The 18,105-nt window shown below is 68.1% G+C and carries 16 protein-coding genes; 12 read left to right on the top strand and 4 right to left on the bottom strand.

Annotated features, from left to right (window positions below; translation table 11 throughout):
- Positions 1-66: 66 nt before the first annotated feature.
- Positions 67-1,308 carry an MFS transporter gene (locus ABNF93_RS14495; RefSeq protein ID WP_349328534.1) on the top strand — a complete coding sequence of 414 codons (1,242 nt, stop codon included), beginning with the start codon at positions 67-69 and terminating at the stop codon, positions 1,306-1,308.
- A gap of 71 nt (positions 1,309-1,379) precedes the next feature.
- On the opposite strand, the gene ABNF93_RS14500 is transcribed toward ABNF93_RS14495, so the two are convergent.
- The 4 genes from ABNF93_RS14500 to ABNF93_RS14515 all read right to left on the bottom strand — a co-directional run bounded on the left by ABNF93_RS14500 (position 1,380) and on the right by ABNF93_RS14515 (position 5,754).
- A complete protein-coding gene (locus ABNF93_RS14500; protein WP_349328535.1) occupies positions 1,380-2,615 on the bottom strand; it encodes an epoxide hydrolase family protein in 1,236 nt (411 codons plus the stop codon).
- A gap of 98 nt (positions 2,616-2,713) precedes the next feature.
- Positions 2,714-3,415: a response regulator gene (locus tag ABNF93_RS14505; protein ID WP_349328536.1), complete on the bottom strand. Its 702-nt coding sequence runs from the start codon at positions 3,413-3,415 to the stop codon at positions 2,714-2,716.
- Positions 3,412-4,650, bottom strand: a complete 1,239-nt coding sequence (locus tag ABNF93_RS14510) for a sensor histidine kinase (RefSeq protein ID WP_349328537.1) — start codon at positions 4,648-4,650, stop codon at positions 3,412-3,414. The genes ABNF93_RS14505 and ABNF93_RS14510 overlap by 4 nt, the downstream gene beginning before the upstream one ends.
- A 123-nt stretch (positions 4,651-4,773) precedes the next feature.
- On the bottom strand, positions 4,774-5,754 hold the full coding sequence (locus ABNF93_RS14515; protein WP_349328538.1) for a RecB family exonuclease: 981 nt from the start codon (positions 5,752-5,754) through the stop codon (positions 4,774-4,776).
- Positions 5,755-6,025: 271 nt separating this feature from the next.
- Between ABNF93_RS14515 and ABNF93_RS14520 the strand changes: the two genes are divergently transcribed.
- From ABNF93_RS14520 to ABNF93_RS14570, 11 genes are all read left to right on the top strand, one after another.
- Positions 6,026-7,183 carry a site-2 protease family protein gene (locus ABNF93_RS14520; RefSeq protein ID WP_349328539.1) on the top strand — a complete coding sequence of 386 codons (1,158 nt, stop codon included), beginning with the start codon at positions 6,026-6,028 and terminating at the stop codon, positions 7,181-7,183.
- 32 nt (positions 7,184-7,215) lie between these two features.
- On the top strand, positions 7,216-8,304 hold the full coding sequence (locus ABNF93_RS14525) for a tRNA (adenine-N1)-methyltransferase (RefSeq protein ID WP_349328540.1): 1,089 nt from the start codon (positions 7,216-7,218) through the stop codon (positions 8,302-8,304).
- Between the two features lie 198 nt (positions 8,305-8,502).
- Entirely contained in the window at positions 8,503-10,254 is a 1,752-nt protein-coding gene (gene arc, locus ABNF93_RS14530; RefSeq protein WP_349328541.1) for a proteasome ATPase, read from the top strand.
- A gap of 216 nt (positions 10,255-10,470) precedes the next feature.
- A complete protein-coding gene (dop, locus tag ABNF93_RS14535) occupies positions 10,471-11,982 on the top strand; it encodes a depupylase/deamidase Dop (protein ID WP_349328542.1) in 1,512 nt (503 codons plus the stop codon).
- A 204-nt stretch (positions 11,983-12,186) separates the two neighbouring features.
- The gene (locus ABNF93_RS14540) at positions 12,187-12,399 is read left to right on the top strand and encodes a ubiquitin-like protein Pup (RefSeq protein WP_349328543.1); all 213 of its coding nucleotides are present in this window, start codon (positions 12,187-12,189) and stop codon (positions 12,397-12,399) included.
- 219 nt (positions 12,400-12,618) lie between these two features.
- Complete coding sequence (gene prcB / locus ABNF93_RS14545; RefSeq protein WP_349328544.1) at positions 12,619-13,488, top strand: proteasome subunit beta; 870 nt, start codon at positions 12,619-12,621, stop codon at positions 13,486-13,488.
- Positions 13,485-14,339, top strand: coding sequence for a proteasome subunit alpha (prcA, locus tag ABNF93_RS14550; RefSeq protein WP_349328545.1), 855 nt, complete (start codon positions 13,485-13,487; stop codon positions 14,337-14,339). The genes prcB and prcA overlap by 4 nt, the downstream gene beginning before the upstream one ends.
- Positions 14,340-14,408: 69 nt before the next feature.
- On the top strand, positions 14,409-15,770 hold the full coding sequence (gene pafA / locus ABNF93_RS14555) for a Pup--protein ligase (protein ID WP_349328546.1): 1,362 nt from the start codon (positions 14,409-14,411) through the stop codon (positions 15,768-15,770).
- A 150-nt stretch (positions 15,771-15,920) separates the two neighbouring features.
- Positions 15,921-16,856: an FKBP-type peptidyl-prolyl cis-trans isomerase gene (locus ABNF93_RS14560; protein ID WP_349328547.1), complete on the top strand. Its 936-nt coding sequence runs from the start codon at positions 15,921-15,923 to the stop codon at positions 16,854-16,856.
- Positions 16,857-17,011: 155 nt separating this feature from the next.
- Entirely contained in the window at positions 17,012-17,134 is a 123-nt protein-coding gene (locus ABNF93_RS14565) for a hypothetical protein (RefSeq protein WP_349328548.1), read from the top strand.
- Positions 17,131-18,099 carry a helix-turn-helix transcriptional regulator gene (locus ABNF93_RS14570; protein ID WP_349328549.1) on the top strand — a complete coding sequence of 323 codons (969 nt, stop codon included), beginning with the start codon at positions 17,131-17,133 and terminating at the stop codon, positions 18,097-18,099. Before ABNF93_RS14565 ends, ABNF93_RS14570 begins: the two co-directional genes overlap by 4 nt.
- Positions 18,100-18,105 lie beyond the last annotated feature (6 nt).

Here is an 18,105-nt window from a genome sequence, read left to right on the forward strand (position 1 = left end):
CCTCACTCGTGAACCCGCCAACGACGTTCTGAGCGGTGTGGGTGGGCCTGGTTAGCATTCGAGACCATGGCCCAGACCCAGAGCTCAGCTCCGTCCGTCATCACGGTCGGTTCCCGCCGACGTGCGACCGGGGCGCTGATCGTCGGAGTCGCGCTGATGAACATCGCGCTGGTCCCGGCGAGTGCCGTCGCCACACTGATTGCGTCGGACATCGCTGGTCGCGCCTGGAGCGGAGTGCCCACCGCCGCCGGCGTGCTGGGGACCGCGCTCGGTGCGTTGGGCTCGGCGACCCTGATGCGCAACCGCGGCCGGCGTGCCGGGGTCCTCCTGGGCTATGTCCTCGCCGCGTTCGGTGGCGCGCTCGCCACGGTCGCTGTCCTTCGTGGTGGCGTGCTGCTGCTCGCCGTCGGCATCGTTCTCCTCGGTGTCGGCAACAGCAGCGCCCAACTCTCCCGGTACGCCGCGGCGGACTTCTACCCACCCGATCGAAAGGGCTTCGTCCTGAGCCTGGTTGTCTGGGGCGGAACGATCGGTGCCGTCCTGGGGCCGAGCATGATCGCTCCGGCCGCGGGACTCTCCGAGCGGGCCGGGCTCCCGCCGTACACGGGGACCTATCTGCTGGCCATGCTGGCGACGGGCGTCGCCGCGGCGGTCAACCTCATGCTTCCGCGGTCGCGACCGCAGCGACCGCAGGGCGCAACGCGACTCTTCGAGCGCGGCATCGGCCGGGCGCTCCGGCTGCCGACCGTCAGGATCGCGCTGAGCGGGATGGTGGCCGCGCAGCTCGCCATGGTGGCGGTGATGACCATGACCCCGCTGCAACTCCACGAACACGGACACGGCCTGGGCGTGGTCGGCTGGGTCCTGTCGGCCCATCTGGTCGGGATGTTCGCCCTCTCGCCACTGTCCGGCCGGCTCGCCGACCGCCTCGGCGGCCGGATGACGATCTCCAGTGGTGCGGGAGTGCTCATCGCATCGGCCGCCCTGGCGACAGCTGCGCCGACGTCACACACGGTCGGACTCCCACTCGCGTTGTTCCTGCTGGGGTACGGCTGGAACCTCTGTTTCGTCGGCGGGAGTGCGCTGCTGAGTCGCGACCTCCCCGACGACGTGCGGACCCAACTGCAGGGACTCGTCGACGCCATCGTGTGGGGGTCAGGGGCCTTCGCGAGCCTGTCCGCTGGCGCGATCTTCGCCGGCGGCGGCTACTCCGTCCTCGCGGTGCTCGCAGGGCTGCTCGCCACCACGCCGCTGGTGGTTCTCGCCGTGCTCCGCCGCGGCCACCCGGTGCCGGCCCGGGAGTCCTAGCTCAGACACCAGCCGCAAAGTAGGTCGGGGGAAGCCGAGGCGAAGGCGAACCAGACAGCCCGCAGGGTCGTTCAGGGCCTGCGGCCGTGGAAGGTGCGGCGCAGGTCGCTCACCCATGCCTCGGGGTTCTCCCAGGGGATGAAGTGGCCGCCGTGCTCGTGGGCGTTGACGTTGACGTGGTTGAACCAATCGGCTTGCGGGCCGGTCTTGAATGCCCGGACGCGCTCGGTGGCGGTGTGGATGCCGGGCGGGTTCTCGTACGTGACGAAGGTGAGGCCGACCGGGGCCTGCACGACCGGGGTGCGGTCGTGGGCGGGGGTCCAGGGATAGCGGTTGGCATTGGCGTAGTAACGCATCGACGTGGCGATGGAGTTGTTCACCCAGTAGATCGTGGCGTGGGTGAGCAGGTCGTCCTTGGTGAAGACGGACTCGACGTCGCCGCCGTTGTCGCTCCAGGCGTTCCAGCGCTCCAGCAGCCAGGCGAGCAGTCCGGCGGGTGAGTCGCTGAGCCCGTGGGCCAGGGTCGCGCCGTCGAGCATGTGCACGGCGAGGTGGGACGCGAAGCGGTGGTCCAGCTCGATGATGCGGGCGCGGACGTCGGCGGGCTGGTCGTCGGTGAGGGGCCGGTTCCGGGCGAAGTCCCAGGCGCGGGCGCCGGTGAAGAAGTCGAGCGGCAGCCCGGAGCCGATGTGGATGCCGTACAGCTCGTCGGCGTACTTGTGGCCGAGTTGGCTGGAGACGATCCCGCCGATGTCGCAGCCCCCGGCGGCGTACTTCTCATATCCCAGGGTCACGGTCATCAGGGTGTGCCAGAGGTCGGAGACCTTCCAGAAGTTGACGTCCGGAAAGCCGGTGAGCGGCCCCGGGAAACCGAAGCCGGGCAGGGACGGCACGATGACATCGAACGCATCGGCGGGGTCACCGCCGAACGCGGCCGGATCGGCGAGCGGGTCGATCACCTTCGACCAGTGCCAGAACGTCCACGGCCAGCCGTGGGTGAGAATCAACGGGATCGGGCGAGGGCCGCGGCCGGGCTTGCGCATGAAGTGCACTGGGACTCCGGCGACGCTCGCCTGGTAGTGCTCGTAGGCGTTGATGGCGGCCTCGGCCTTGCGCCAGTCGTAGGCGCCCCGCCAGTAGGCGACCAGCTCACGGAGATAGCTGTCCGGCACGCCGTAGGACCAGTCCTCATTCGCCTCGTCCAGCGGTGGCCGGGTCAATGTGAGACGGGCGCGCAGGTCATCGAGGACCTTGTCGGGCACATGGATCGGGGTGGGCTCCAGGGGGAAGGCGTGCGGGGTGGTCATGGCGTGGTTCCTTACTGGGTCGGGGAAGCGGTGTCTGAGCGGCGGCTTCGAGCGCGTGGAATCGGCCGGTCGTCGTCGACCTGAGCAGTCCAGCGGGCCTACCGGGCGCCAGGACGGATGAGGCCACTTTCGTACGCGAAGACCACGGCCTGCACCCGGTCGCGCAGGCCGAGCTTGCCCAGCACGTTCCCGACATGGGTCTTGATCGTGGTCTCGGAGACGTACAGCTCGTGGGCGATCTCGGCGTTCGACATTCCCCGCGACATGAGGCGGAGCACCCCCTGCTCGCGGTCGGTCAGTCGCTCCAGCAGGGCTTCGGACTGCTTGTCGCCCGGGGCGATGTTCTCCGCGAACTTGTCGAGCAACCGACGTGTCACCGTAGGTGCGACCACGGCGTCGCCACGCGCCACGATCCGGATCGCCGCCACCAGTTCCTCCGGCGGGACGTCCTTGAGCAGGAAGCCCGAGGCGCCGGCACGCAGCCCCTCGACGATGTACTCGTCGAGGTCGAACGTCGTGAGTATCAGCACCTTGACCCGGCTCGCCCGGTCAGCCCCGGTGATCGTCCGGGTCGCTTCCACACCGTCCATCCGCGGCATCCGAATGTCCATCAACACGACGTCAGGCTGGAGAACGCGGGCCTCGTCGACCCCCTTCTCCCCGTCACCCGCCTCGCCGACAACCGCGATGTCGGGCTCGGACTCGAGAATCATCCGGAACCCGGTGCGTAGCAGCGGCTGGTCGTCGACCAGCAACACCCGTGTCGGGCTGTCAGTGCGGGGTTCTTCCGGCAGGCTCACTGGCTGGCCTCCTCCAGGGGAAGTCGGGCCTGCACTTCGAAGCCACCGACCGAACGCGGCCCGGTCCGCAGGGTTCCTCCGTTGAGGGTGACGCGTTCGCGCATACCCACCAGGCCGTGTCCCGGCCGGTCCGACGGTATCGCCCGCCCCTGCCCGCCCCGACGCCTGCCACCGTCGTCGGTCACCCCGACCACGACCGCATCGGGTTCATAGCGGAGGAGGACCGCGGCACGCGTGGGCCCGGCATGGGTGAGCGTGTTGGTCAGGGACTCCTGCACCACCCGGAAGATCGCGAGGTCGACACCGGACGGCAGCTGCCGTGGCTCGCCGACGACAGTGAGATCGACCTCGAGCCCGGCCTCCTTGGCGCGAGTCACGAGCGGTTCCAACTCCGCGACCCCCGACTGCGGAGTGAGGTCGGGCTGGCCGCCCGCCGCGGCCTCATCGGCATCGACGCTGCGCAAGGCGGCCACGATGCGCCGCATCTCGACGAGGGCGGCGCGGCCGGTCTCCTCCACGGCCAGCATCGCCTCGGCACTGCGTTCGGGCGATCTGTCGATCATCCGACGGGCGGCTGCGGCCTGGACAGTCATCACGCTGACGTGATGCGCGACGACGTCGTGGAGCTCACGCGCCATCCGGGTCCGCTCCTCGGCGAGCGCCGCACGGAGCTCTGCGGTGGCCGTACGTTCCAGCCGGTCCGCACGGTCCTCGAGGTCATTGAGATAGAGGCGGCGAGCTCGCACGGTCCGGCCGATGATCCAGAGCCCGGTGGTGATCACGAACTGGGATCCGAAGTACCAGACGTTCGGCTCGACCCCGGCGGCTGCCAACTGCTCGCGGTTGACCGCGAGATAGACCACCGACGCAGTCCCGCTGGCGAGGGTGATCGCCAGCCCGGGGACGGTCGCGGCGCTCGTACCCAGGGTGTAGATCGCGATCGGCATCGCCACCGAGCCGCCGAACGAGTTGTAGTCGAAGAATCCCAAGGCCATGTACGACGTGATCGAGACGATCGCCACCAGGACCGGACTCTGCCGGCGAAAGGCCAACGGAGCCGCGCACAGGACATTGAGGACGAAGCTTGCGAGATCCGGCTCGCGGAAGGTCATGCCGGCGTAGCCGCGGCTGCTCATGCCGGCGAGGTTCGCCACGAGAAGCACGACCGCGATGGTCGCGTCGAAGTGGCGAGGGTGAGTCCGGATCCACTCCAGGACCCCGGTGCGGTACTGCACGGTCTTGAGGGTATGTGCCCGGTCGGCCCGTCCTCTCCTCCCATCTACCGAGATCGGTACAGCTGCCCTCCACCCGAGGGTGGACGCACCGTGTCCATCAGCCGCGGATCGACCGCCACGCCCTTAGAGATCGACCAGCGAGGTATGGGGTGAGGGGGCCTCGGACCCGTTGGCGTCGGTTGCGGTGTCATCGGTGGACGGGAGCGGGGGAAGCGTGCCTCCCCAGGCGGGACAGCGGACCTTGTGGTCGCACCAGTTGCAGAGTGGGCCGGGGCTCGGCTTCCACTCGCCGGTCGTGCGAGCGCGCTCGATCGCCGCCCACAACGCCCCCAGCTTCCGCTCGGTCGCCCGCAGGTCGTGCTCATCCGGCGCATACCGGAGAACGTCGCCGCTGCCCAGGTAGACCAACTGGAGCAGTCTGGGCACGACCCCGCGCAGCCGCCACAAAACCAGCGCATAGAACCGCATCTGGAACATCGCGCGTTGCTCGTAACCCGGTCCCGGTGCCTTGCCTGTCTTGTAGTCGACCACCCGCAACGCGCCATCGGGCGCCTCGTCGAGCCGGTCGACGTATCCGCGCAGCATGAGTCCGGACTCGAGCCGGCACTCGACGTACATCTCGCGCTCGACGGGTTCGAGGCGGGTGGGGTCCTCGAGCGTGAAGTAGCGGTCGAGCAGCCCACGGGCCTCGGTGAAGAACTCGTCGAGGCGGCCGGGCAACATCTCGCCGTCGGGACCCCCGAAGAGTTCAGCGAGGTCGGGTTCGGCCTCGACAAGGGCGGACCACTGCGGTTCGACCAGGGTGCTGGCCTGCTCGATCGTGCGGTTTTCCGCCGGGAGGTCGAACAACCGCTCCAGCACGGAATGGACGACGGTGCCGCGGGCGGCCTCCGGGCTCGGGCGCTCCGGGATCCGGTCGATCACCCGGAACCGGTAGCGCAGGGGGCAGGTGAGGAAGTCGCTCGCCCGCGAAGGGGACAAAACGCCGAGCGGGGGCGGCGAGGGGTCCGGATCGCTGTCGGTGCGCGGACCAGCGCCGGTATCGACACTCGGCGAGGTATCCGCGACGGTGCTCAGTCCGGGGCTCGACTCTCCTGCGATCATGGTCCTTCAGCGTAGGGCAGCCCATCGACATCGCCCGGGATGCGCCCCGCCGGCTCGCCGTCCGGAGCGATAGCGTGGCGCGTACGAGCAGCGCGAAACGTACCACCGGGAACATCCCGCCACGACCTGCTCGTTCGCGAAACGAACGCCTTGACCTTCCGATGAGAGCAGGCATGAGTCAGCCGATGGCGCAGGATGAAGGGAAGAGGGCCGCGGGTCATCCCGACAACCCGGCGTGGACGCGCCGACCAGGTGGAGTGGACGGGGGCCGATGGTGAGTCAGCAGCTGGGCTCGCGCGACAAGGACCGCGAGCCGCGGCGGCGCCCGGGTGCGCTGCAGATCGCGCGGGTCGTCGGCGTACCCATCTATGTCAATGTTTCCTGGGTCTTCGTCGCGCTCCTCATCGCGTTCCTCTTCCGACCATGGATCGACCAGCAGGTGCCGGGCCTCGGCCAGTGGTCGTTCGTCGCCGCGTTCGGGTTCGCCGTCCTGCTCTACGCGTCGGTGCTGGTCCACGAGATCGCCCACGTCCTCGTCGCGAAGAGGTTCGGCCTCCCCGTCCGGGCGATCACCCTGCAGTTCCTCGGTGGCCTGTCCGAGATCGAGCGGGAGCCTGAGTCGCCGTGGCGCGAGTTCGCGGTCGCCGTGGTGGGACCGTTGACCTCCCTGGCTCTCGGCGGTGCGTTCGGGCTCGCCGTGACCCAGGTGGCCGAGCCTCCGTTGCTGGAGCTCGCGCTGTTCCAGCTGGCCTGGGCCAACCTGCTCGTGGGGCTGTTCAACCTGCTGCCGGGCCTCCCGCTCGACGGCGGCCGGATGCTGCGGGCCGGCGTGTGGGCCGTGACGAAGCGCCCGCACCTGGGCACCAAGGTCGCCGGCTGGGCTGGGCGGGCTGTCGCCGTGCTCGTCCTCGCCCTGCCCTGGATCTACCTCGCGGGCGCCGGCGGACGGCCGGACCCGGTGACCATCGTGTGGAGCGTCATCCTGGCGATGTTCCTGTGGGCCGGATCCACCCAGGCACTGATGTCGGCGCGGATCCGCGGCAAGCTACCCGCACTGCATGCCCGGGATCTGGCCCGCCGCGGCGTCCCGGTTCCGTCCGAGCTGCCGCTGTCGGAGGCGATCCGGCGGGCGCAGGACTCGCACGCGGGTTCACTCGTCGTGGTCGACAGCGAAGGCAGGCCGACCGGACTGGTCAGTGAAGCCGCCGTTCTCGCCACTCCCGAGCACCGGCGGCCGTGGATCTCGATCGGTGACGTCGCCCGTCGGCTCGAGCCCGCGCTGGTGCTCAGTGTGGAACTCCGCGGCGAGGAGCTGGTCCGCGCCATGGGTGGCATGCCCGCGACCGAGTACCTGCTCGTCGAGCCCGACGGGGGCATCTACGGCGTCCTGTCCACCGCAGACGTCGACGCCGCGCTGGCCCGCGCCTGAGACCGGCACAGCTCTGACTACGCTTGCCCGCCATGCCGTCGAACGACCCTGCCGATCCAGAGACCTCGTCCCGTCCGGAGACCTCGTCCCGTCCGGAGACCTCGTCCCGTCCGGAGGCCCTTGAGACGGCCGCCGTGCCTGACCCGGATGCATCCACCGGCCGCCTCCTCGAGGCCGGCGACCAGGTGCGCCTGGAGGACCAGAAGGGTCGCCGCCACCTCGTGACGCTGGAGCCCGGCAAGGTCTTCCACACCCACCGCGGAGGGCTTGCCCTGGACGAGCTGATCGGCCAGCCCGAGGGGGTCGTCGTGAAGTCGACCGGCGGCGTGCCCTACCTCGCGCTGCGTCCCCTGCTTGCCGACTACGTACTCTCCATGCCCCGCGGCGCGACGGTCGTCTATCCCAAGGACGCCGCGCAGATCCTGATACAGGCCGACATCTTCCCAGGCGCCCGCGTCATCGAGGCCGGAGCGGGTTCGGGTGCCCTCACCTGCGCACTGCTGCGGGCGGTGGGTCCGGACGGGCGAGTTTCGTCGTACGAACGCCGGGAGGATTTCGCCGCGATCGCCCGCCGCAACGTCGAACGGTTCCTGGGCGGGCCGCAAGCCACCTGGGACCTCACCGTCGGCGACGTCGTCGACGCGCCGACCACCCCACCCGCCGACCGGATCGTCCTGGACCTGGTAGCCCCGTGGGAGTGCCTCACCTGGGCGGCCGACACGCTCCGGCCCGGCGGCGTGCTGTGTTGCTACGTCGCGACGACGACGCAGCTCGCCCGTGTGGTGGAGACTGCGCGTGCCCATGGCGGCTTCACCGAGCCGTCCGCCAGCGAGACCCTGCTGCGTACCTGGCATGTCGAGGGGCTCTCCGTCCGACCTGACCACCGGATGATCGGGCACACCGGGTTCCTGGTGACCACGCGACGTCTCGCGCCCGGCGTGACCGTTCCGCGCCGGAGGCGGCGTCCCGCGCCAGGGGCGTACGGTGAGGACTACGCCGGACCCCGGCCCCCCGGTGAGGATCGACCCGGTGAGGATCGACCCGGTGAGGATCGACCCGGTGAGGACGCGGGAGGTCCCGACACCAGCACTGAGGTGGATCCCGGGAGCAAACGGCCATAGGGCATGTGACAGAGGTGTTTCGCCACCCGCTGAACGGCCACAATTCGCCATCGGATCATGACCTAGACCCCGACGGGCATGACCTGTCGGCACCCCGGATATAGGGTCAATGAAGTCGGCGCGGTGGTTCGGCGTTGAGCCACCGGCGAGACTTGGACCATGGACGCCCATGGCCACCGGACTGGGGAGGTGAGGGACGTGCCTGCACACGATGACCGACGTGCGGCGCGCTCGCCGGACGAGCTCGCCAGCCAGATTACCTACCTCGAGGAGGAGGTTGCCGCCCTTCGGCGTCGCCTCGCGGAGCAGCCGAGGGAGAGCCGCCAGCTGGAGCAGCGGCTCGCCGAGGCCCAAGCCATGCTCGCCAACGTCACGGCCCAGAACGAACGTCTGGCCGCGACGCTTCGCGAGGCCCGGGAACAGATCGTCACGCTGAAGGAAGAAGTCGACCGGCTCGCCCAGCCGCCCGCGAGCTTCGGGATCTTCATCAGCCCCAACGACGACGACAGTGTCGACGTCTACACCGGTGGCCGGAAGCTCCGCGTCACGGTGAGCCCCAGCATCGACCTCGACAAGCTGCGCCCCGGCCAGGAGGTCATGCTCAACGAGTCGTTCAACGTCGTCCGCGCGCTCAGCTACGAGCAGGTCGGCGAGGTCGTCATGCTCAAGGAGCTGCTCGAGGACGGCGAACGCGCCCTCGTCATCGGTCACACCGACGACGAACGCATCGCCCGGCTCGCCGAGCCGCTGCGCGACACCCCGATCCGGGCCGGCGACTCGCTGTTGTTCGAGCCGCGTTCCGGATACGTCTACGAGCGCATCCCCAAGACCGAGGTCGAGGAGCTGATCCTCGAAGAGGTCCCCGACATCCAGTACGAAGACATCGGCGGACTCCGCGGCCAGATCGAGCAGATCCGCGATGCCGTCGAGCTTCCGTACCTCCACGCCGACCTGTTCAAGGAGCACGAGCTCAAGGCACCCAAGGGCGTGCTGCTCTACGGCCCGCCGGGGTGCGGCAAGACCCTCATCGCGAAGGCGGTGGCCAACTCGCTCGCCAAGCAGGTGGCCGTCCGTGACGCCAAGACCGAGGGCAAGAGCTACTTCCTCAACATCAAGGGCCCTGAGCTGCTCAACAAGTATGTCGGTGAGACCGAGCGGCACATCCGCCTCGTGTTCCAACGGGCGCGGGAGAAGGCCAGCGAAGGCACGCCGGTGATCGTGTTCTTCGACGAGATGGACTCGCTGTTCCGCACCCGCGGTTCCGGTGTGAGCTCCGACGTGGAGAACACCATCGTCCCGCAGCTGCTGAGCGAGATCGACGGCGTCGAGGGGCTGGAGAACGTCATCGTCATCGGCGCCTCCAACCGCGAGGACATGATCGACCCGGCGATCCTGCGGCCGGGCCGGCTCGACGTCAAGATCAAGATCGAACGCCCGGACGCAGAGGCCGCGCGCGACATCTTCGCCAAGTACCTCACGCCAGGGCTGCCGTTGCACCCCGACGACGTGGGGGAGTTCGGTGGCAACCCGGCGGCCTGCACCCAGGGCATGATCCAGCGTGCCGTCGAAAGGATGTATGCAGAACTCGAGGACAACCGGTTCCTCGAGGTCACCTATGCCAACGGCGACAAGGAGGTCCTGTACTTCAAGGACTTCAACTCCGGCGCCATGATCGAGAACATCGTCAACCGGGCCAAGAAGATGGCGATCAAGGACTTCCTCGAGCTGCAGCAGAAGGGGATCCGGATCCAGCACCTCCTGCAGGCCTGCGTCGACGAGTTCAAGGAGAACGAGGACCTGCCCAACACCACCAACCCAGACGACTGGGCGCGGATCTCGGGCAAGAAGGGCGAGCGGATCGTCTTCATCCGTACCCTCATCCAGGGCAAGGAAGGATCCGAGGCCGGTCGTTCGATCGACACGGTCGCCAACACGGGTCAGTATCTGTAGACCAGTCTCTGGCGAACATTTCGTTGGGCCTGTGCGGACGCTTCACGGCGTTCTCACGGGCCCGACGTGTGTCTGCGGTTCGGTCCGTCACCGATCCCCTCGGATTCGGCGAAGTGCCAGCAGTGGTGTCCCGGGCCTGGTAACGACTGGACGCGATCTTCAGGCGGCGTACGGATGCGCCGGTGGTCGCGCACTGTGGCCGGGTAGCCTCGACACATGAGCGTGCACCGGGTCATGGGCATCGAGACCGAATACGGCATCTCGGTCGCTGGCCAGCCCACCGTCAACCCGATGCTCTCGTCGTCACAGGTGGTCAACGCCTACGCCGGCAAGGTCATCCGGTCGCGGCGGGCGCGTTGGGACTTCGAGGAGGAGAACCCGCTCCGCGACGCGCGCGGCTTCGACCTGGCGCGCGAACTGGCCGACGAGGGCTCGCTCACCGACGAGGAGGTCGGCCTCGCCAACGCGATCCTCACCAACGGCGCCCGTCTTTATGTCGACCACGCGCACCCGGAGTATTCCTCGCCTGAGGTGACCAACCCCCGCGATCTCGTTCTGTGGGACAAGGCGGGGGAGCGGGTCATGCTCGAGGCCTCCCGCCGGGCGACCGAGCCACCGCTGTCGACCACGATCCTGTTGTACAAGAACAACACCGACAACAAGGGCGCGTCCTACGGCTGCCACGAAAACTATCTGATGTCGCGATCCACGGCGTTCGCAGACATCGTGCGCAACCTGACACCGTTCTTCGTCACCCGGCAGGTCGTGTGTGGCGCCGGCCGGGTCGGCCTCGGCCAGGACGGCAGCAGGCACGGCTTCCAGCTGAGCCAGCGCGCCGACTTCTTCGAGGTCGAGGTCGGTCTCGAGACGACCCTCAAGCGGCCGATCATCAACACCCGCGACGAGCCCCATGCCGACGCCGACAAGTACCGCCGGCTCCACGTCATCATCGGCGACGCCAATCTCTCCGAGATCGCCACGTACCTCAAGGCCGGCACGACCGCTCTGGTGCTGTCGATGATCGAGGACGACTTCCTCACCGTCGACCTCACCCTCGAGCACCCGGTCACCTCGCTGCACGAGGTCTCCCACGACCCGAGCCTCAAGCACCTGCTGACCATGAAGAGCGGACGCAAGCTCACCGCGATCCAACTGCAGATGGAGTACCTCGAGAACGCCCGCAAGTACGTCGAGGACCGCACCGGTGCCGACACCGACCCGCAGACCCGCGACGTGCTCGACCGGTGGGAGTCGGTACTCACCCGGCTGGAGACCGACCCGATGACGCTTGACCGGGAGCTCGACTGGGTGGCCAAGCTGTCGGTCCTGCAGCAGTACCGCGAGCGCGACGGCCTGGACTGGAGCCACCCCAAGCTCCAACTGGTCGACCTGCAGTACGCCGACCTCCGCCCCGAGCGCGGCCTCTACCCCCGGTTCGTCGAGCGCGGACGGATGGAACGACTCCTGACCGAGGCCGACATCGTGGCAGCGGTGCAGGACCCTCCGGAGGACACCCGCGCCTATTTCCGCGGACGTTGCCTCGCGCAGTACGCCGAGCACGTAGCGGCCGCATCGTGGGACTCGGTGATCTTCGACCTGCCCGACCACGAGTCACTGCAGCGGGTACCCACCCTGGAGCCGTTGCGTGGCACGAAGGCCCATGTGGGTGACCTGCTCGACCGTTGTCGTACGGCCGAGGATCTGGTCAAGGCGATCACCGGCGGCTAGGCACCGGCGGTTCGACGCCACTCGGCTGGCAGGCTGTTTGCGGTTCCATCGGCGCATCTGCCCGTACGCCTGGCAAGATCCGGGCAAGGGGTATCGATCTGTGTCCACCGGGTACCTGCCTGACGTCGGTATGCGCTTGTAGGGTCCTAGTAGGCAGACGACCGCGGCCCGGTGTGGGAGCGGCTCGGGGAGGGTGTGGTCACCATGGCACCAGACAGTGGCGGACAGCAGCACAGGACGACCCGAAAGTCCTCCGACGAAGAGGACGTCACCGAAGTCCAGCCAGACGAGGCGACCCAGGAGCGCAAGGACCAGATCGACGAGGATGTCGACTCGATCCTCGACGAGATCGACGAGGTGCTCGAGGAGAACGCCGAGGACTTCGTCAGGTCTTTTGTCCAGAAAGGCGGACAATAGGAGGTATTGTCCGGATTTCCTCCGGGCGTCCACCTCAGGTCGCCTCGACCCGTCATCCAGTCGCGGTGAGGCGAAGCCAGCACCGCCGCGACTGGACACCATCCACAGCACCCGGCACGGATCGGGCCTCCTCGGGGGCACCGATCTCCGTGCCCTCGGTAAGTTTCATGCTGACCCGGCGATCTTGCGCCGGGCCGAGTTCTATCTGGAAGGAGATGTGTGGGCACCGATCGAGCAGACGCCGGGCGTCTGGCTGCTGCCTTCCTGACCCCAGGGAGTTCGTCGTTCGTCGACTTCCTCAGTTCGTACGCACCTGAGCTCATGCCTGGCCGCGGTGGCACGCCGGAGGTCCATGCCGGAGACGACATCCCGCACGGCACCACCATCGTGGCCTCGTCCTACGCCGGCGGCGTCGTGATGGCCGGCGACCGGCGGGCGACCGCGGGCAACCTGATCGCGGTTCGCGAGGCGGAGAAGGTCTTCCAGGCCGATGAGTACTCCGTCGTCGGCTACGCCGGCAGCGCGGGCATCGGTGCGGAGTTGATCCGACTCTTCCAGGTCGAGCTCGAGCACTACGAAAAGCTCGAGTTGACCGTCCTGTCGATGGAGGGAAAGGCCAACAAGCTCGGCATGCTGTTGCGTTCCAACCTCGGTATGGCGATGCAGGGGCTGGCAGTCGTCCCGTTGTTCGCTGGCTTCGATCTGGAGACGAACAGCGGCCGGATCTTTTCCTACGACGTCACCGGCGGGCGCTACAAGGAGCGGGACTTCCACTCGATCGGCTCCGGTTCGCTGTTCGCGCGTGGGGCGCTGAAGAAGCTCTACCGAGAAGACGCTGATCGCGACTCGGCTGTCCGGGCGTGCCTCGAGGCGCTCTACGACGCGGCCGACGACGACTCGGCGACCGGCGGGCCCGACGTCATGCGCAAGATCTACCCCCTGGTCGCCGCCGTCAGTGACGAGGGCTTCGACTGGATCAGTGACGAGGACGTCGCCGGCCACGTCGACCGGATGCTCGAGGGCCGGTCGCGCCGGCCGGACGGGCCGGTCGCCGGCCGCCAGGCGCAGGAAAGCGGTGACGCATCATGACGATGCCGTTCTACGTCTCGCCCGAACAGCAGATGAAGGACCGGGCGGACTTCGCCCGGAAGAACATCGCCCGCGGTCGTGGTGTCGCTGTCCTGCAGTACGACAACGGGATCGTCCTCGTCGCCGAGAACCGCTCCCGGGCCCTGCACAAGATCAGCGAGATCTACGACCGGATCGCGTTCGCCGCGGTGGGGCGTTACAACGAGTTCGAGAACCTCCGCGTCGCCGGTCTGCGAAGTGCCGACGTCCGCGGCTACACCTACGACCGGCGCGACGTCACCGCGCGGGGGCTCGCGAACTTCTACGCGCAGGTCCTCGGCGGGATCTTCTCCAGCGTCGGCGAGAAGCCCTACGAAGTGGAGCTGTTCGTCGCCGAGGTCGGTGAGTCCGCCGAGGGTGACCAGATCTACCGCCTCACCTACGACGGGTCCGTCGACGACGAACACGGCTATGCCGTCATGGGCGGTTCCGCCGAGCAGATCGGCGCCTATCTCGAGCAGCACTACCAGCCCGGGGCGTCGCTCGGGGCCGCCCTGGCGGTCGGGGTCGACGCCCTCGGTCACGACGGCGACGGCCCGCGCACACTCGACGCCAACCAGCTCGAGGTGGCCGTCCTCGATCGCGCCCGTCCCCAGAAGCGGAAGTTCCGGCGGCTGGTCGGACCCGCGCTCGAGCGCCTTCTCGCGGCCCGTCCAACGACGCCCGGGTCCACAGGTAACGGCGCGTCAGACACCGCGTCCGGGCAGGGAACCGAGACCGGCGGCGCCAGCTCCGATCAAGGTGGCGGAACAGTGCCTCCCTCCGACGAGCCACCCACCGGTGGAGGCGGTGGTGGCAACGCCGGCCCGTAGCCGCATCGTGACCGGGCGGACTTCGCGCAGCAGCCGCCCCACGCGCCCCGACGACATAGTGTGGTGACCATGGATCGGCGCATCTTCGGCCTCGAGAACGAGTACGGCGTTACCTGCACGTTTCGAGGCCAGCGCCGGCTTTCGCCCGACGAGGTCGCCCGTTACCTGTTTCGTCGGGTGGTGTCGTGGGGGCGGAGCAGCAACGTCTTTCTCCGCAACGGTGCACGTCTCTATCTCGACGTGGGAAGCCATCCTGAGTACGCCACCCCCGAGTGTGACTCCATCACCGACCTGGTGACGCACGACAAGGCCGGGGAGCGGATCCTCGAAGGGCTCCTGGTCGATGCGGAGCGTCGGTTGCGCGAAGAGGGCATCGCCGGCGATGTCTACCTCTTCAAGAACAACACCGACTCGGCCGGCAATTCCTACGGCTGCCACGAAAACTACCTCGTCAGCAGACACGGCGAGTTCTCCCGTCTTGCCGACGTGTTGATCCCCTTCCTCGTCTCTCGGCAGATCGTCTGCGGCGCCGGCAAGGTGCTGCAGACTCCTCGTGGTGCGGTCTACGCGGTCAGCCAGCGGGCTGAGCACATCTGGGAGGGCGTCTCGTCGGCGACCACGCGGTCGCGCCCGATCATCAACACCCGCGACGAGCCGCACGCCGATGCCGAGCGCTACCGGCGGCTGCACGTGATCGTCGGTGACTCCAACATGTGTGAGGCGACGACGCTGCTGAAGCTCGGCGCCACCGACTTGGTGCTCCGCATGGTGGAATCCGGGCTGGTCCTTCGCGACCTGACACTGGAGAACCCGATCCGTGCGATCCGCGAGATTTCGCACGACATCACCGGTCGTCGCAAGGTCCGCCTGGCGAATGGCCGTGAGGCGAGCGCCCTGGAGATCCAGGAGGAGTACTTCACCAAGGCGCGCGACTTCGTCGAACGCCGCGAACTCGCCACGCCGACCGTCACCCGCGTCCTCGACCTGTGGGAACGCACGTTGAAGGCGGTCGACTCCGGTGACCTGACGCTGGTCGACCGCGAGATCGACTGGGTGGTGAAATACCGCCTGATCTCCCAGTACCGCGAGAAGCACGGGCTGTCGCTCAACAGCCCGCGGGTCGCTCAACTCGACCTTGCCTACCACGACATCCACCGCGACCGCGGCCTCTACTACCTGCTCGAACGCCGGGGCGCGGTGACGCGGCTGACCAGCGACCTCGAGGTGTTCGAGGCGAAGTCGGTCCCGCCGCAGACGACCCGGGCGCGGCTGCGTGGCGAGTTCATCAAGCGCGCTCAGGAGCGTCGGCGCGACTTCACCGTCGACTGGGTGCATCTGAAGCTGAACGATCAGGCGCAACGCACCGTTTTGTGCAAAGACCCGTTCCGCAGTGTTGACGAACGCGTCGAGAAACTTATCCAGAGCATGTAGGTGGGTAGGTATCTGTCAGCGCCTGACCCAGGTCCGCTGCGCGGGTTGTCACCGGCGTAACGGGGTGCCCCGGCCGTTCTCAGTTTCGGGGTCTAGGGTGAGCCGTTGTCCGTCCGTCGTCCCCGTCTCCGTCCACTTGAGGTGTCACTCGTGCGTCATCGTTTCCTTGCTCTTGTGTTGACGTCCTTCCTGGTCGTTGTGGCAGCAGCCTGTGCTTCGTCACCCGAGGCCGCTCCCAAGGGCATCGACCTCGTGAGCGTCGAGGGCGACGCTGGCAAGAAACCTTCGGTGACGTTCGAGAAACCGTTCAAGACGACCAAGACCCAGTCGAAGGTGCTCAAGGAAGGCAAGGGGAGCAAGGTCACCGAGGGCCAGGAGGTGATCGTCGACTACGTGGGCGTCAACGGTCGTGACAGCAAGGAGTTCGACTCGTCCTGGAAGCAGGGCCAGTCGGTGACCTTCGGCCTGCAGAAGGGCCGGCTGATCAACGGCTTCTTCAACGGTCTGGTCGGCAAGTCGGTCGGCGACCGGGTGCTCGTGACCATGCCACCCAAGGACGGTTACGGCCAGCAGGGCCAGCCCAACGCCGGCATCAAGGGCACGGACTCGCTCGTCTTCGTCATCGACGTGAAGGACGCCTACACGCCGCTGCCGCTGGCCAAGGGAGAGGCGGTGTCGCCGCCGGAAGGCCTCCCGACCGTCAAGGTGACCGACAAGGGAGTCCCGGAGTCGGTCACTGTGCCCAAGGGTGCCAAGGCCCCGACGAAATTGACCGCCCAGCCGCTCATCACAGGCGACGGGCCGAAGGTCGAAGCGAAGACGACCGTCAACTTCCACTACACCGCGGTCAACTGGCGCACCGGCAAGGAGTTCGACTCCTCCTGGAAGCGCGGCCAGTACGAAAACCTTCCGCTCGGCCAGACCACGGTCACCGGTCTCCGCGAGGGTCTTGTCGGCCAGACGGCGGGTAGTCGCGTCCTCCTGGTCGTCCCCCCGGACAAGGGCTTCGGCCGTGACCTGCAGAACACGGACGTGAAGAAGACCGACACCGTGGTCTTCGTTGTCGACATCCTCGGCCCCACGTAGGCCGCAGGCGCCAGGCCTCGTGACGATCGGACAGCGCGAGGATCGGGCCTTCGAGAGTCGGTCCTTGCCGGCGCGGGTGAAAGTCGGCAAGGACACGCGAATTCACCCGCCACTCCCACCACTGTCGATCACCTGGGTGCGGTACCGTCGCCCAGGTGGTCGCTAATGTGTTCGACTGGGCGGTAGTGGGGGCGGGCCTCGACGAGCGGCGCTCGTTGGTGGCCGGAACCCACACCGAACGCCGGCCGGCCACGTCGAAGGGGGGTGAGCGCGCATGACGCCCCGCAAGTCCGAGCGGCTGATGAACCTTGTCATCTGCCTGCTCGTCTCGCGGCACTTCGTGCCCAAGGCCAAGCTCCGCCAGCTCGTGGAGGACTACCGCGAGCAGGCGCCTGAGGCGTTCGAGAAGATGTTCGAGCGCGACAAGGAAGAGCTTCGCGACCTCGGCATCCCGATCGAGATCGGGTCGGTGGCCTCCGGTTTCGACGACGAGGTGGGTTACCGGATTCGGCGAAGCGAGTTCGAGCTTCCGCCGCTGACCTTCACCGCCCAGGAGGCGGCGATCCTCGGTCTGGCGGCGCGGGTCTGGCAGCACGCCAGCCTCGCGGAGGCCACATCGAGGGCGGTCCTGAAGCTCGGCGCCGATGGGCTCGACACCGACACGACGCCGCTGGCGGCGCTGGAGCCCCGGCTACCGGCCGGCGAGCCGGCGTTCGAGCCGTTGTGGCGAGCCGTGCAGGCGCGCACCGTGGTGTCGTTCGACTATCGCCGGCCAGGTGCCGCCGGTCCTCAGCACCGGCTGTTCGAACCGTGGGGCATTCTCAACTGGCGAGGCCGTTGGTACGTCGTGGGCCACGACCAGGACCGCGGTGCGACCCGGATGTTCCGGCTCTCCCGGATCGTCGGCGCCGTCCAGGTCATGAGTGGCCCGCGGGCGTTCAGCGTCCCGGAGGGCGTCGACATCCGCGCCGAGGCCGCCCGGCTCTCGTCCCCTGAGGACCATCGCCGTACGGCTCGGGTCAGAGTTCGTTCCGGTGCCGGCAACGGGCTCCGCCGACGGGCGTCGTCGATCACTCCCGACGCTCCGGGATGGGATGTCGCCGAGGTGGCGTTCCACGACCTGGGCGCACTGGCGGACGAGATCGCGGGATATGCCGCCGACGTGGTGGCGTTGGACCCGCCCGACGTCCGCGAGGCCGTGATCCGGCATCTGAAGGGCCTGCTGGTGGAGGTCGCGCGATGAGCGAGA

Origin of the sequence: Actinopolymorpha sp. B9G3 (assembly GCF_040120725.1) — a bacterium.
In the GTDB taxonomy this organism is placed as follows: domain Bacteria; phylum Actinomycetota; class Actinomycetes; order Propionibacteriales; family Actinopolymorphaceae; genus Thermasporomyces.

Coding starts and splice junctions, on each gene's coding strand:
- ABNF93_RS14500 (WP_349328535.1), bottom strand. CDS start 2,615: ATGACCACCCCGCACGCCTTCCCCCTGGAGCCCACCCCGATCCATGTG.
- ABNF93_RS14495 (WP_349328534.1), top strand. CDS start 67: ATGGCCCAGACCCAGAGCTCAGCTCCGTCCGTCATCACGGTCGGTTCC.
- ABNF93_RS14540 (WP_349328543.1), top strand. CDS start 12,187: ATGGCACCAGACAGTGGCGGACAGCAGCACAGGACGACCCGAAAGTCC.
- prcA (WP_349328545.1), top strand. CDS start 13,485: ATGACGATGCCGTTCTACGTCTCGCCCGAACAGCAGATGAAGGACCGG.
- ABNF93_RS14520 (WP_349328539.1), top strand. CDS start 6,026: ATGGTGAGTCAGCAGCTGGGCTCGCGCGACAAGGACCGCGAGCCGCGG.
- ABNF93_RS14515 (WP_349328538.1), bottom strand. CDS start 5,754: ATGATCGCAGGAGAGTCGAGCCCCGGACTGAGCACCGTCGCGGATACC.
- pafA (WP_349328546.1), top strand. CDS start 14,409: ATGGATCGGCGCATCTTCGGCCTCGAGAACGAGTACGGCGTTACCTGC.
- ABNF93_RS14525 (WP_349328540.1), top strand. CDS start 7,216: ATGCCGTCGAACGACCCTGCCGATCCAGAGACCTCGTCCCGTCCGGAG.
- dop (WP_349328542.1), top strand. CDS start 10,471: ATGAGCGTGCACCGGGTCATGGGCATCGAGACCGAATACGGCATCTCG.
- ABNF93_RS14570 (WP_349328549.1), top strand. CDS start 17,131: ATGACGCCCCGCAAGTCCGAGCGGCTGATGAACCTTGTCATCTGCCTG.